Annotated in this window: 11 protein-coding genes and 1 tRNA gene; 10 read left to right on the top strand and 2 right to left on the bottom strand. The window is 39.8% G+C overall.

The genetic code is table 11. The annotated features are described in order from the left end of the window. Window positions 1-41 precede the first annotated feature (41 nt). Together D5281_RS16715 and D5281_RS16710 are read left to right on the top strand one after the other, a co-directional pair. A complete protein-coding gene (locus tag D5281_RS16715) occupies window positions 42-902 on the top strand; it encodes a putative manganese transporter (protein ID WP_160561244.1) in 861 nt (286 codons plus the stop codon). Between the two features lie 111 nt (window positions 903-1,013). Further along, a complete protein-coding gene (locus D5281_RS16710; protein ID WP_160561243.1) occupies window positions 1,014-1,886 on the top strand; it encodes an AraC family transcriptional regulator in 873 nt (290 codons plus the stop codon). 48 nt (window positions 1,887-1,934) lie between these two features. On the opposite strand, the gene D5281_RS16705 is transcribed toward D5281_RS16710, so the two are convergent. Continuing rightward, window positions 1,935-2,007, bottom strand: a tRNA-Lys gene (locus D5281_RS16705). A gap of 139 nt (window positions 2,008-2,146) precedes the next feature. Here D5281_RS16705 and D5281_RS16700 point away from each other — a divergent pair. The 7 genes from D5281_RS16700 to D5281_RS16670 all read left to right on the top strand — a co-directional run bounded on the left by D5281_RS16700 (window position 2,147) and on the right by D5281_RS16670 (window position 13,947). Further along, window positions 2,147-2,944: a TatD family hydrolase gene (locus tag D5281_RS16700; protein ID WP_160561242.1), complete on the top strand. Its 798-nt coding sequence runs from the start codon at window positions 2,147-2,149 to the stop codon at window positions 2,942-2,944. Window positions 2,945-2,966: 22 nt separating this feature from the next. Then, window positions 2,967-3,845: a 16S rRNA (adenine(1518)-N(6)/adenine(1519)-N(6))-dimethyltransferase RsmA gene (gene rsmA / locus D5281_RS16695; protein WP_160561241.1), complete on the top strand. Its 879-nt coding sequence runs from the start codon at window positions 2,967-2,969 to the stop codon at window positions 3,843-3,845. A 155-nt stretch (window positions 3,846-4,000) separates the two neighbouring features. Next, window positions 4,001-7,036 (top strand): tetratricopeptide repeat protein, encoded by a 3,036-nt coding sequence (locus D5281_RS16690; protein ID WP_160561240.1) that lies wholly within the window; start codon window positions 4,001-4,003, stop codon window positions 7,034-7,036. Between the two features lie 21 nt (window positions 7,037-7,057). Continuing rightward, complete coding sequence (gene glgB / locus D5281_RS16685; protein WP_160561239.1) at window positions 7,058-8,977, top strand: 1,4-alpha-glucan branching protein GlgB; 1,920 nt, start codon at window positions 7,058-7,060, stop codon at window positions 8,975-8,977. A gap of 188 nt (window positions 8,978-9,165) precedes the next feature. Further along, window positions 9,166-12,180: a DUF6240 domain-containing protein gene (locus D5281_RS16680; protein WP_160561238.1), complete on the top strand. Its 3,015-nt coding sequence runs from the start codon at window positions 9,166-9,168 to the stop codon at window positions 12,178-12,180. Between the two features lie 87 nt (window positions 12,181-12,267). Further along, complete coding sequence (locus tag D5281_RS16675; protein WP_160561237.1) at window positions 12,268-13,383, top strand: flagellin N-terminal helical domain-containing protein; 1,116 nt, start codon at window positions 12,268-12,270, stop codon at window positions 13,381-13,383. 87 nt (window positions 13,384-13,470) lie between these two features. Next, window positions 13,471-13,947 (top strand): flagellar export chaperone FliS, encoded by a 477-nt coding sequence (locus D5281_RS16670; protein ID WP_160561236.1) that lies wholly within the window; start codon window positions 13,471-13,473, stop codon window positions 13,945-13,947. Here D5281_RS16670 and D5281_RS16665 read toward each other — a convergent pair. Further along, window positions 13,909-14,211, bottom strand: coding sequence for a YaaL family protein (locus D5281_RS16665; RefSeq protein WP_160561235.1), 303 nt, complete (start codon window positions 14,209-14,211; stop codon window positions 13,909-13,911). The genes D5281_RS16670 and D5281_RS16665 overlap by 39 nt on opposite strands. Window positions 14,212-14,390: 179 nt before the next feature. Here D5281_RS16665 and D5281_RS16660 point away from each other — a divergent pair, with 179 nt between their 5' ends. Beyond that, window positions 14,391-14,663, top strand: a complete 273-nt coding sequence (locus tag D5281_RS16660; protein ID WP_160561234.1) for a pro-sigmaK processing inhibitor BofA family protein — start codon at window positions 14,391-14,393, stop codon at window positions 14,661-14,663. The last annotated feature ends 26 nt before the right edge of the window (window positions 14,664-14,689 follow it).

Below are 14,689 nucleotides of genomic sequence, written 5' to 3'. Positions count from 1 at the left end.
GCTGTTTTATTCCTGATAACAATAAATAAAGAGGTTCAATTATGATACAAGATATCATATTAGATACGTTAATAGATGGAATCAAGCTGTTTCCATTTTTGTTTCTTACTTATTTGGTGATGGAGTACGTTGAACATAAGACCAGTGATAGGGCTGGAAAAATGATGCAAAAATCAGGAAAATGGGGGCCATTCCTTGGCGGAGTGCTTGGAATTATTCCTCAATGTGGATTTTCCACGGCTGCATCCAATTTGTATGCAGGAGGAATTATCACGTTAGGTACTTTGTTTGCGGTATTTTTATCAACATCGGATGAAATGCTTCCGATTTTTATATCGGAGCAGGTACCTTTCATTACCATTGTTAGGATTCTGGCAGTAAAAGTAGTAATAGGAATATCTGCCGGATTTTTGATGGATTGGGTTATTCGAAGAAAAAAGGGAAATGAAACCGAAAAACTGAAAATAGACCATTTGTGTGAGCACCAGCATTGTCACTGTCAGGAAGGAAATATTTTAAAATCGGCACTTAGCCACACCTTGCAGATTTTCTTATTTGTGATTCTTATTACTTTTCTTATTAATCTTATGATTGGTGGGATAGGAGAAGAAAAACTGGCAGGGTTCGCCTCAGGAAAGATGTTTTTAGGTCCGTTGCTTGCGGGAGTGCTAGGGTTAATTCCTAATTGTGCATCATCTGTTGTATTAACACAGCTTTATTTAGAAGGGGTGCTGGGAGCAGGTTCCATGCTTGCCGGGTTGCTTGCGGGATCCGGAGTTGGCTTATTGGTGCTTTTCAGAGTAAATGATAGTCTGAAGGAGAATATAAAAATTACTCTGTTGCTTTATACAATAGGTGTAATATCTGGTATTTTTATTGAGATGACGGGTCTGATATTTTAAAACCGAAAAGCAGATGGTCGTAAAAAGTGAAATCGTATGTTTTATACGGTATGTGTTGTATTTACACTAAAGTTATTGGTAATGGAGCTATAGTCCAGGAGATTAAAAGACATGCAGCATTTTTTTGAATATATTGACACACTTAATTCGCCGTATGAGGCTTTTTTGTGTGATGCTTCTGTCATGGATTTTCCCATACGTCCCCATTGGCATTATTTTATGGAGATGATTTACATATTAGAGGGAACTAGCAGAGTAGAATGTAATGGGGAAAATTATATAGTGGAAGCAGGGAATATAATTATTTTTCATCCTGAATCCGTGCATGCAATTTATGCGGCATCAGATGGTCCACTAAAATATGAAGTAATCAAATTCGATGTAAATAAGCTTTATACCGAAAACAGCTATGCGCCAAAGCTTCGTATTATTTTGGAAAGTGCGGCTAAAAGTGAGAGAGCCGATATTTTCTTTCAGGGAGAACAGCTTAAGGGATTAGGGGTAAAGGAAATATTTGAGGAATGCCGCAGAGAATTGGAGCAGAGAAATTATGGATATGATATTATTGTCCATAATCGGATTTGCTTTCTTTTGGTACATTTGATTCGTCTCTGGAGGGAAAATGGATTTGACACGGATGGAGCTGTGTCGCATCCTTTAGAAATAAATTCTATCCGTGCAATCACGGCATATATTGATGAACATGCCAACGAGCAAATTAAAGTGGAGGATTTAGCGGACATGTGTAACATGAGCTATTCCTGCTTTGCTAAGAATTTTAAGCGGTATTATGGGAGATCCTGTAAGGAATACATTGAATTTATACGAGTATGCAAGGCTTCAGACCTGCTTTTGTTTACGGATTTTGACTTGAATTATATCAGTCAGGAGACAGGGTTTTCTGACAGCAGTCATTTCATTAAGATATTTAAAAAGTGGAAGGGTGTTACGCCGAAGCAGTTTAAAAAGAATTACAGGGAATAAAAAAGCACCATCCCCAAGGCTCTTATGTCCTCAAAAATGGTACTCTGATGCGCCTTCAGGGGCTCGAACCCTGGACACCCTGATTAAGAGTCAGGTGCTCTACCAACTGAGCTAAAGGCGCGTAAAATTAAATTTTTTATAAAATTTTACTTTACTTACAACGCAAGAGTTATTATAGTATAATGTGTTTTAGTTTGCAAGTGTTTTTTTAATTTTTTTTTAATTATATTAATTTTTTTTAAATTAAGAGGTACTCAGAGATGATATTTGATACACATGCACATTATGATGACGAAGCTTTTGATGCAGATAGGGATAAATTATTAAATAATATGAGGAAAAATGGAGTAGAATTTATTGTAAATGTTGGAGCCAGTTTAGATTCTACAAAGAAAACATTAGAGCTTACAAAAAAGTATTCTTTTATTTATGCGGCAATTGGTATCCATCCTTCGGAGACAGGTGAACTGACACAGGAAGATATAGAATGGCTTAAAACGAAAGCAGCAGAGCCAAAAGTGGTTGCTATAGGGGAAATAGGACTGGACTATCATTGGCCAGATCCGGGTAAAGACATTCAAAAGAAATGGTTTGAAAAGCAGCTCTATCTGGCAGGTGAAGTAAATCTGCCCATTGTTGTACATTCCAGGGAAGCAGCCAAAGACACGCTTGAAATTTTGAAAAGCTGGCATAAGGACAAAACATCTGGGGTTATTCATTGCTTTTCCTACACCAAGGAGAGTGCAAGAGAATACTTAGATATGGATTACTATTTTGGAATTGGGGGAGTTATTACTTTTAAAAATGCGAAAAAACTGGTAGAAGCGGTTTCTTATATTCCCATAAACCGGATATTACTGGAAACAGACTGCCCTTATCTTGCACCGGAGCCTTATCGTGGAAAAAGAAACCAGTCCTCTTACATCGACTACATGGCACAGAAGATTTCAGAGATAAAACAAATCAGTAAGGAAGAAGTACTGATGCAGACTATGCAGAACGCAAAAGACTTTTATTTCCGTGGGGTTTTTGACAGTTCAGATAAAAATTTGATTTAGAGAATAAGGAGCTGTAAATATTATGGCATATTTGGCAACACCTACAGCAACAGGAGAGATGATAAAAAAGTATGGATTTCATTTCCAAAAAAAATATGGGCAGAATTTTTTAATTGACGCAAATATCTTAGGTAAAATTATTGATGCGGCGGAAATCACGAAAGAGGACTGCGTAATTGAAATTGGACCAGGCATAGGTACTATGACGCAGTACCTGGCGGAAAGTGCCAAAGAGGTAGTAGCAGTAGAAATCGACAAAAACCTGATTCCCATTCTCAGAGAAACCCTTTCGGAATATAAAAATGTGACTGTAGTCAATGAAGATATATTGAATGTGGACATAGGAAGATTGGCAAAGGAAAAAAATGAGGACAAACCAATTAAAGTAGTGGCTAATTTGCCTTATTATATTACAACTCCAATTATTATGGGGCTGTTAGAGGGTCAGGTTCCTTTTCGCAGTATTACTGTTATGGTGCAAAAAGAAGTGGCAGACCGGATGCAGGCTCATCCTGGCACTAAGGATTATGGTGCACTCAGCCTTGCTGTGCAGTACTATGTAAAGCCGGAGGTCATGATGCATGTCCCGCCTGGATGCTTTATGCCAAAACCCGGTGTGGGAAGCTCTGTCATCAGACTTACCAGATTTGAGGAACCTGTGATAAAAGTAGAAAGTGAAAAGAAACTTTTTTCTATTATACGCGCTGCTTTCAATCAACGAAGAAAAACCCTTGCCAACGCCCTCTCTAATTCTTCGTTGCTTATAGATGATAAAGGAAACCCAATGAGGGTAATAAGGCAGGAAGTATGTGATGCTCTTGATAAAATAGGGGTAAATTCTTCTATTAGGGGGGAAGCACTCACTTTAGAACAATTTATTGCTTTATGCAATTTACTTTGATTTTCAGAGAACAGCTAACAAAGAGCAACTTATTTTTGCTATATTCTGACGACTTCTGTCATATTTTTTTGACATAAGAAAAGGCATATGGTAAACTAAGAAAATGAAAATAGGATGACTATGCCTTGCGGCAGATGATATATGAGGTGAGTACCTTGGATAAATATGAATACAAAGTGCGCGCAGATGAAATTAAGTCCCTGATTGCAGAGGGAGAATATGCAGAAGCTGTTAAGATAGCAGATGCCATTGATTGGCGCAGAGTAAAAAGTGTTATGATGCTGTGCACGATCAGTGATTTATATAAGATTAACAGAAGATATGAAGACAGCAGAGATATTCTCCTGTTAGCCTATGAGAGGCATACGGGAGGACGTTTAATTGTTTATTCTCTTTGCGAATTATCCATTAAGCTGGGCGAGTATGTTCAGGCACTCGAATATTATAAGGAATTTGTGCAGTTAGCGCCAAAGGACAGTGGTAGGTATATTCTGCAATATAAGCTATATGAAGCGCAGGAGGTAAGCTTAGAGGAAAGAATTGAGGTTTTAGAGGAACTTAAAAAACGTGATTACCGGGAAAAATGGGCTTATGAATTAGCGTATCTTTATCACAGGGTGGGTCTTACTTCAAAATGTGTTGAGGAATGTGATGAAATGTTCCTGTGGTTTGGGGAGGGAAGGTATGTATTAAAGGCTTTAGAGCTGAAAATGTTGCATGAACCTCTTAGCGAAGAACAACAGGTCAAATATGAACAAATGAAAGAAACGGGCGGATTCATAGAATCTGATTATGCAGTTGACCAGCAAAAAATGCAGGAAAAGGCTGTCGAAGTAACAACAGAGGATGAGGATGACAATGAATTTAGCCTTGAAGAAAATATACTAAAAAATAATACACAGGAGATGCCTGAAAAGGAAGAACTTGATATAGAGGTAAAGACAGTTGATGTAAGTCAGTATAATACCATCAATCTTCAAAAAGAGCTGGCAGAGAGTATGAAGGAGTTTCTGGAAGAAAATAAGGTTCCAGATACAACAATACCTGAGGACAGCGGAATTAGCAGGTTGATGAAGACGAAGGTCTATGAACCTGTTACGGGATTAGACAGTCAGATTCATCCCGAAGAAAAAGAGTCTGTAGAGATGCAGGATGCTTCTTTGGAGGAGGAAGTGGAGGAGATTCAGCCTGAGCCAATTAATGTTCCTTTAAAGGAAACTTCCAAAGATAATATTTTTTTGAATGTCGATTTTCCCGATAAAAAAGAAGATAAAACAAATATAAGTACTGAACAACCGGCAGCAGCTCCAGTAAATTCGGGAAAGGCTGAAATTGCAAATTCTGAGGAAGTCTTTTTTGGAAATACGGCTGAGGTGAATATTCAGGATGTGATTTCAGAGCTGGCGGAAAAAAATGGTTCTAAATCACTGTTCGAACCAGTAAAGGAACAGCTTGGAATGGCAGGAGAAGGAGATGGAAAAGCACAGCCGGAAGACGAAGAGGTTCCCCTTGGAAGGGCCAGTGCAGATTCGGCAATCAGCAATACAGGAATTATCAGAACTTTTCATAAAAAGTCAGGCTATGATGATATGCTTTCTCAGGATTTTGACGGACAGATTTCACTGGTAGTTCCTGAGGAAGAAAAGATAGAAAAGCAAATTACCGGTCAGCTTAGTATAGAAGATATTATGGCTGAATGGGAAAAAATGAAGCAGGAAAATGAGCGTAAACGGATGGAGGATATCCGTAAACGTGTACATCAGCAGACAGATACACTTTTTGCAGATTTTGATGAAGCAACCAAATCCGGTCTTTTGGAGGAATTAGAAAAGGTAATGGTCTCAGCGGCCATAAAGGAAGAAAAGCGAAGAGCCGCTAAAGAACGTCCAAAGGTTGTAAAGGCAGCTGATATGGACAAGAAGGCAAAGGAAGATGATAGTACAGCATCTGAGGATGCAATTAAAAAACGGCTTTTAAAAGAAGCGGTAGAAAATGCTAAGGACTTTGAAGATTTTGAAAACAAGCTGAATCCACTTGTAGCTAAGATTTTAGAGGCAGACGATGAGGAAGCAGAAGTTTCGGCAGAGGAATCTATGGATGAATCTTTAGAAAAATACCCAGAGACGGATAGGATATTGGAAAACTCCGAGGAAGATTCCGAAGAGGAATATGAAACAGAAGTTAATGATTTAGTTGAAGATGTGAATGAGAAAGATGGCGCTGCAGCGGACAGTATATCTGACAATATAGATGGAGAGGCAGAAGACACACCGGATACGGAAAATGTGCGTAAAAAAGTACCAAAAGGTAGTTTAAATTTGAAGGGTACCAAAAAAGTCTCTGCAAAGGCTGGAGAATCCAAAGCAAAGGGGTCAAAGGAAAAGAAAGAAGAAAATACAAAGAAGGACGAGGAGGAGGAGAAAGAAAGCAGATCTACCGTCAGGGAAATGACAATCAGCGAGAGAGAACAGTTTGCTCCTTTTATCCATCACAAACGAACCAGAAGACAAATTGTGGAAGCGATTGATAATATCAGCATGGCATCCTATACCGGAAACGTAATCATAACCGGTGAGGAAGGCACAGGAACGATAGCCCTTGCGAAACTGCTTGTAAAAGAGATACAGCTTTCAGACAATAATTTTTCCGGCAAGGTTGCCAAAATTTCCGGCCCTACCATGAATAAAAAGGATGTGCCGGCTACTTTGTCCAAGCTTTCCGGCGGCGCACTGATTATAGAGGGCGCAGCTTCTATGAAAAAAGATACGGTCGGACAGCTTCTCAAAGAGCTGAATCAAGAGGAGAAAGGCCTGATTGTTCTTTTAGAGGATATGAAAGCAGGAATGAATAATTTTCTTGAGAAATATCCTGAGCTGAAAGATGTATTTAATTTAAGGGTGGATGTGGAAGCCTTAGATGATCAGACCCTTGTAAAATATGCAAAGAAATATGCGCTGGGTCAGGAATATGTAATTGATGAATTGGGGGTTTTAGCATTACACACAAGAATCGCAGATATGCAGACCAGTGACCATGAGGTTACTCTTACGGAAATTGAGGAGTTAGTGGATGAGGCAATTTATTATGCCGATAAGAAAACACCAAAACATTTTTTTGATGTTTTGTTGGGAAAACGGTATGATGAAGAAGATATGATTGTGTTAAGGGAAAAGGATTTTATGCACTATTAAACAAAATTGGGGGTTTTAAGTATGGAAGCAACAAAGAAAAAAGAAGAAGCAGAGGTTTTTATTTCAGAAGCAGATCAATATCTGTTTGCGCAGGGGACACACTATGATATTTATAAAAAGTTAGGTGCGCATCCTTCTGTGCAGGATGGGGAAAAGGGTATGTTTTTTGGCGTTTGGGCGCCAAATGCTGCAAGCGTCCACGTAATAGGTACCTTTAACGGCTGGGATGAAATGGCAAATCCTATGAAAAAAATTGGACCGGGAGGAATACATACCACCTTTATTCCCGGGGTGGGTGTTCATGAATTATATAAATTTCTGATTAAAACGCCTTCCGGTGAAAAACTGTATAAAGCAGATCCTTTTGCCAACAGTGCAGAGCTTCGTCCAGGTACGGCTTCCCGCACAGTGGATATATCAGGATTTAATTGGACAGATGACGCTTGGATGGAAGAACGAGCCGGTAAAGATTACAACAAAGAACCGCTGGCTATCTATGAATGCCATATAGGATCCTGGATGCGTCATCCAAGGCCGGAGGAAAAAGGATTTTACAATTACCGCGAGTTTGCAGACAGGATTGTAGAATATTTAAAAGAGATGAAGTATACCCATGTAGAACTGATGGGTATTGCGGAGCATCCTTTTGACGGTTCCTGGGGATATCAGGTGACAGGATATTATGCGCCTACCTCCCGCTATGGGGAACCGGAAGATTTCATGTATCTTATCAATAAGCTTCACAAGAATAAAATAGGTGTTATTTTGGACTGGGTGCCTGCACATTTTGCAACGGATGCCCATGGACTTGGAAGATTTGACGGACAGTGTATTTTCGAAGATCCGGATCCTCGTAAAGGAGAGCATCCGGACTGGGGTACTAAAATTTTTAATTGCGGCAAGACCGAGGTAAAAAATTTCCTGATTGCCAATGTGCTGTTTTGGATCAAAGAATTTCACATTGACGGTATCCGTGTGGATGCAGTAGCTTCTATGTTGTATCTGGATTATGGAAAACAGGATGGTCAGTGGGTGCCTAATATTTATGGTGGAAACAAAAATCTGGAGGCAATAGAATTTTTCAAGCATTTAAATTCGGTAGTTTTAGGCACCTATCCGGGATTTTTAACAATTGCGGAAGAATCCACGGCATGGCCTAAAATCACAGGGAAAATAGAAGATGACGGTCTTGGTTTTTCCTTTAAGTGGAATATGGGCTGGATGCATGATTTTTGTGAGTATATGAAGCTGGATCCGTATTTCAGAAAAGATAACCACTATGGCATGACCTTTGCTATGTCTTATAATGACAGTGAAAACTATATTCTGCCTCTTTCACATGATGAGGTGGTGCACTTAAAATGCTCTATGTTAAACAAGATGCCGGGATATAAAGTAGATAAATATGCAAATCTCCGCTGCGGGTATACTTTTATGTTCGGTCATGCAGGTAAAAAGCTTCTTTTTATGGGACAGGAGTTTGGGCAGGAGCGTGAATGGAGCGAGGAGCGCGAGCTGGATTGGTTCTTGCTTGGAGAGGATTTGAATAAGGGCCTACAGGAATATGTGAAGGAACTTTTAAAGATTTACAGAAAATATCCTTGCTTATATGAGATTGATAATTCCTGGGATGGATTTGAGTGGCTTAACTGTGATGATAAGGAGAGAAGTACCTATAGCTTTTTCAGAAAATCATCTACCAAGAAAAATAACCTTTTGTTCGTGATTAATATGACGCCTATGACATGGGAAAATTATAAGCTGGGCGTACCTGTAAAGAAAAAATATAAATTGCTGCTTTGCAGTACGGAGGAGAGATTTGGAGGTTCCGGCGAAATAGTACCCAGTGAGATAACTGCTAAAAAGGAATTGTGTGATTACAGAGATTACAGCATTACGTTTGACCTTCCTCCATATGCCGCTGCCATCTTTACTTTTTAAAGGGTATAAATATTAAGAGTATTAAATATTAAGAAAATGAAAAGTTATGCCGAAATAAAGGGTGGATACTTGATGTATCTACCCTTTTCTTACAATAAGCTGGCTCACGGAGCGTGGCAGCGTTTGTTAAATTCAATGAATTAATTTAAAGAATAAAAAAGATATCATGCCTGAGTGAAAGGATTTTTATGAATATTGTATTAGAAGGAGCGGATGCAAGATCCGCTCAGGCGCCTGTGAATGCGGGCAGGGAAACAACTTCATATCGTACCCCCCAAAAGACACAAAATTTGGAAAGCGGCGGGTTTGCATTGGACATTTCTGGAACAGTTATGGATAACAGCGCTTATGCGGGTCATGGACGGACCGTAGAGGAAATTATGCTGGAAGCAGGGCAGGAGGATATCACTGCCAAGCGAAACTATATGGCAGTAATGTCCAATTGTATGTCAGATGAAGATTTTGCAAAGCTGCAAAAGGAAGGTTTTCATCCGGGAAGTACAGATATTGAGACAGTTGTGACGATTTTAGATCATATTAAGGCAGCGCTTTTAAAGGGCGGCGAGGAAATCATTGGATATACGGACACAGTAAGTGATGATGCGTTGAAAGAGATTACCGGGAGTCAGGCCTTTGCGAATGAACTGAAAGTACAATTTGCCAAAAGGGATATTCCTTTAACGGAGGAAAATGTTACGGCTGTAACGGAAGCATGGAATATGCTGGCGGGGACAGATTCTGTTTCAGATGGCAGCGTTAAATACATGGTCGAAAATGATATGCCGCCTACACCTGAAAATCTGTACACAGCAAAATACTCGGCAGCCAGTGATGGAAGCCGTCAGGGAAAAGGATATTATGCGGAAGGTGGCGTTGGAGGTTATTATGCCAAAAAGCCTGAGGAGATTGATTTTGAAAAGCTTCTGCCTCAGATGGAAAAGGTAATTGGAGAAGCCGGCTATGTGGTGGATGAAGAAAATTTAAGTAATGCCAGATGGCTGGTGGAAAAGGGAATTCCTTTAAATACAGACACCTTTTCCCTGCTTAATAATATAAAAGGACAGCATTTGCCGGTATCTTATGAGGATTTTATGGCAGCAGCATCCCGTGCTATAGCTGATGGAGTTTCGCCTTCAAAAGCGGATTTAGGGAAAAACGAGACATATACAGAAAAGGCAGTAGAAATCTTAGAGGAAGCCGTTTCCATAGAAGATAGGGCAGCAGATGTTATTTTAGCTAGAGATTTGCAGCTTACCTTAAAAAACCTGCTGGCTATTCAGAATGAAATGTTATATGGCAGTGGGCATGCTTTGGATTCAGCTGAAAATATACATGGACGAAGAATGCTTGAGGAGATTCGACTGTCAATGACAGTGGAGGCAAATTTAAAGCTTCTGCGAAGCGGTTATCAGATAGAAACCGCACCTTTGGAGGAATTAATCACTAAGCTGAAAGAGGCTGAGGATAGTTATGCAAAATCACTAATGGGGCAGGTAGATGATACCAAGGCCGGGGAAAAGGTTTCTTTGTATCGTGAAACCCTGGATATTCTTGAGGGAATCAGTTCTTCGCCGGCAGCAGTTCTTTGGCAGATATCAAGAACAGATACTCTAAGGGAAGTACATGCTTATGGAGTCAGCCAAAGACGCGACTATGAAAAAGCCGGACAGAGCTATGAAGCTCTTATGACAGAACCCAGAAGTGATATGGGTGATTCTATCCAAAAGGCATTTAGAAACGTAGATGATATTTTACAGGATATGGATTTGGAGCTTTCCGATGAAAACAGACGTGCTGTCCGTATTCTTGGATATAATCATGTGGAAATTACAAAGGAAAATATCCGTCAAATTCGGGATAAGGATGATTTACTTAGCGGCGTGGTAAAAGAAATGAAGCCGGCGCGGGTTTTAAATATGATTAGGGAGGGCGTCAATCCTCTTACCATGTCTTTAGAGGAGCTTAAGAATTATTTAAATGAGCAGACAGATACCGCTGAGGAAATAGAATCATACAGCAAATTTTTATATAAGCTTGAAAAACAAAACAATATTACTCAGGAGGAAAGAAGTGCATACATTGGTATTTATAGACTGGTTCGTCAGCTTGAAAAGGCAGATAACGCTGCGGTAGGCGCTCTGTGGCAGTCCGGGACAGAATTTACCCTCGGCAATTTATTAAAGGCGGTAAGGAGCAGCAAGCGCGGTCCTATGGATTATTCCGTGGATGATGCGTTTGGCGGCGTAAATGTTCGTGAGACAGGGGTGGAAAGTATTACCAGCCAGATTGAAAAAGCTTATCAGTCAGATCATATACCAAATATACGAAAGCTAAGGCAGTTCCTTGAGGAAGCAGGAGATGAACAGGCCGGAAAAGAATTTGACCGTATGTTGTATGAGGAAGTGCGCAGTGCAGCTAAATCCGAGGAAGCGGTTCTTAAACATTTAAATGATTATAATCAGCCGGTTACGGCGGATCATCTTTTGGCGGCAGGGAATCTTTTAAATAATCCCAGAGCAGTGTGGCAGGAATTCAGAGATCTGCAAAGGAAAAGCAGGCCTGAGAATGAAAAACCAAAAGAAGGAGCGAAAACGGATTTTCTTAAGGAAGCAGGAGAGGATGTAGTAAAGGCTTTAGATGGCAGGGAAAATGCACAAAAAGCCTATGAGGGATTTAAAGAACGAGTGCAGGAAGTACTTGAGAATATGGCATTTTCCGATTCTCATACGGCGTTTGACGTAAAGGCCATAGGCGTTCTTTACAAGCAGATGTCCTTTATGGGCAATTTGTCCAGAGAAGAAAATTATGAGATACCAACGCAAATCGGAGGTATGCCTGCTTCTATTAATCTTAAAATAATACATGACGGGCAATTGGAAAGTCAGGTTGCCATAACCTTTGAGACGCAAGCGTTAGGAAAAACCGCTGCGGAATTTAAAATGACAGATCAGGGACTTACAGGTTTTTGTATCTGTAATACCAGAGAGGGTTGTGAATTTTTAAGAGAGGGCAAGGAGCTTTTTGAAGAAAAGCTAAATGGAGAGAAAATACAGGCCGGAGAAATTTATTTTGCGGTTGGAGAAAATTTGAATCTAAAAGACTTCTCTTTAAAAGAATCGGCAAAACGTCAGGAGGGAAACGACTCTCAATTGCTTTACCGGGCAGCCAGGGCATTTATAGAATATGTGCAGGAAACGCAATAGTAGTGCTGGGACTTTGCATTTATTGTAAAGTTTCTGAGAGAGAACAGATTTTACCAGGAAACAAGCATAGAGAAAGGAATTTAGTTTATGAAAATCAATTTTAATGCATCGGCAGTTATTGCCACCAATCAAATGACAAAAAATGACAACAGATTACAGCAGTCACTGGAAAGACTCTCCTCCGGTCTAAAGATAGTACATGCAAAGGACAATCCATCCGGTCTTGCTATGGCAAAACGCATGAATGCACAGATTGAAGGCGTTACCCAGGCAACACAAAATGCAGGTGATGGTATATCTGTGGTTGAGATTGCAGATGGAGCATTAGCGGAGGTTCATGAAATGCTTCAGAGAATCAATGAACTTGCTGTAAAAGCAAGCACTGAATCGCTCACAAGCGGTGATCGTGAGATGATTGAGGTGGAAGTGAAGCAGTTAAAGGAGGAAATTACCAGAATTTCCAGAGATACTGAGTTTAATGGACAAAGAATTTTGGATGGTTCTTTTGATTTGAAGGGCTATACAGATAATGAGAATGTAAAGGTAACCTATTATAGTGATACACTAAAAAGCGGAAAATATCATATGGATTTAGATGTGACATTTAAGGCAGATGGTACGGTAGATACGGCGGACTATGTTAATGGAACCGGCCCTTATATTCCGGCGGATGCCAAAGTGAGTCAGATAGATGGTAATATTGTGACTATTAAGGGAAGTCAGAATTTTGAGCTCAAGCTTCGTGTCAGTGAAGATGCTGTAACTGCTGGTGGAAATCGAGTATCAGTGGATATGGAAATTACAGGTTTTGGTTCTATGGATATGCAAATTGGGGCAAATGAAGGCCAGCAATTAGATATTATTATTCCCGAAGTGTCTTTGGAAAATATGGGTATTAAGCATATTGACTTGTCAACAAAAGAGGATTCGGATGATGCACTCAGGAGAATGGGAGGAGCGGTACATTTTGTGTCTTCTGTGCGAGGACGCCTCGGTGCTTATCAAAACCGCTTAGAGCATACAATTAATACGCTGGATATTACCAATGAAAATATGACAGGCGCTTATTCCCGTATTATGGATGCAGATATGGCGGAGGAGATGACGGAGTATACCACATTACAGGTATTAGCTCAGGCAAGTACCTCTATGTTAGCCCAGGCAAATGAAAGACCTTCTCAGGTATTACAGTTATTACAGTAAAGCAGGTAATTGGGAATACAGAGTTGCAAAAATATTTTAGTGGCACTATAAAATAAGTGAGAAGCTTTATTGGAAAGGTTATAAGTTATGACGAAGGAATTAAAGCAGCAATATACACTTAAAATTACACAGGCAAATAAAACGCAGCTGGTGGTTATACTTTACGAAATGCTTCTTGTTTATATTGAAGATGCTGAAAAGGCCCATGGTAATGGGGATCGAAGCGGATTTCGCAGTGGTATAAGAAAAGCAGAAGGATGCCTTAGGGAGCTTATGGCATCCCTGCATTTTGAATATGAACCGGCTATGAACTTATTGCAGCTTTATCTCTATGCCAACAGGGAATTGGCAAAAGCCGATATCCGTAATTCCGTGGAAGAATTACAGCATGTAAAAATGGTCATGAATAAACTTCATGATGCTTATGAAAAGCTAAGCGAACAGGATGTGTCCGGGCCGGTAATGGCTAATACGCAGACAGTTTATGCCGGACTTACCTATGGGAAAAATAGCTTAACGGAAAGCTTAGCCGATCAAGGAAGTAACAGGGGCTTCCGTGTTTAAGGGTGTAGGACGTGGATCTTCTTCAGGCAGCAGGCTTAAAGCCGCTGCCTGTTTCATTAAAAACCGATAACGTTTTAGGACAGAATTAACCTCATAAATATAGCAGTCAATCAAATCAGGCTCGGTCACATTATCAAAACCGGCGTAGGCTGTTTCCAGCGCTTTTATTGTCTTTTTCAAATCTGAAAGCAGTGCATTGCGTTCAATTTCTTTTTCCGAAAGAGTATGATTTTCCTGGGAAATCCGGCTGAAATACATCTTCATCTTAACCCTCCATGTTTCCAATAGCCCGCAAATTTGTGTCTATGGACTCTTTACATATTATTCCGAAATTATCCAATAATTGCCTATATGCTATGAGTATAAGCAAATATTTTTTCTTTTATTCCGGTATAGGTTTGAAAATTTGGACATATATTGAATTGAAAAGAGGAGGGCCGCTGATGGATACGAATGCAGGTATTTTTTTGATAGTTGGAATATTAGCAGTGGTGCTTTTAATTGGAGCCGTCAAAAGTCGTGCAGAATGGATGATTAATTTTATGCTGCGCGGCGTACTGGGAATGATGTCAATTTATTTTCTGAATACCTTTCTTGGAGATATCATGCCAGGAATGGGAATTGGTTATAATCCGATTACTTTCCTTACGACAGGAATTTTAGGATTTCCAGGACTGGCTATGCTTTATGGGATAAATTTCTACATGCTTTTATAAGGTTTCGGGATGGAAAGAGATTTGCT

It is taken from the genome of Parablautia muri (assembly GCF_009917485.1).
GTDB lineage: Bacteria > Bacillota > Clostridia > Lachnospirales > Lachnospiraceae > Suilimivivens > Suilimivivens muri.
This window is presented reverse-complemented; position numbering and strand designations above follow the sequence as displayed.

What these genes read in the sequence shown, in the direction of transcription:
- D5281_RS16715 (WP_160561244.1), top strand. Translation starts at nt 42, where the DNA reads ATGATACAAGATATCATATTAGATACGTTAATAGATGGAATCAAGCTG.
- D5281_RS16710 (WP_160561243.1), top strand. Translation starts at nt 1,014, where the DNA reads ATGCAGCATTTTTTTGAATATATTGACACACTTAATTCGCCGTATGAG.
- D5281_RS16700 (WP_160561242.1), top strand. Translation starts at nt 2,147, where the DNA reads ATGATATTTGATACACATGCACATTATGATGACGAAGCTTTTGATGCA.
- rsmA (WP_160561241.1), top strand. Translation starts at nt 2,967, where the DNA reads ATGGCATATTTGGCAACACCTACAGCAACAGGAGAGATGATAAAAAAG.
- glgB (WP_160561239.1), top strand. Translation starts at nt 7,058, where the DNA reads ATGGAAGCAACAAAGAAAAAAGAAGAAGCAGAGGTTTTTATTTCAGAA.
- D5281_RS16680 (WP_160561238.1), top strand. Translation starts at nt 9,166, where the DNA reads ATGAATATTGTATTAGAAGGAGCGGATGCAAGATCCGCTCAGGCGCCT.
- D5281_RS16675 (WP_160561237.1), top strand. Translation starts at nt 12,268, where the DNA reads ATGAAAATCAATTTTAATGCATCGGCAGTTATTGCCACCAATCAAATG.
- D5281_RS16670 (WP_160561236.1), top strand. Translation starts at nt 13,471, where the DNA reads ATGACGAAGGAATTAAAGCAGCAATATACACTTAAAATTACACAGGCA.
- D5281_RS16665 (WP_160561235.1), bottom strand. Translation starts at nt 14,211, where the DNA reads ATGAAGATGTATTTCAGCCGGATTTCCCAGGAAAATCATACTCTTTCG.
- D5281_RS16660 (WP_160561234.1), top strand. Translation starts at nt 14,391, where the DNA reads ATGGATACGAATGCAGGTATTTTTTTGATAGTTGGAATATTAGCAGTG.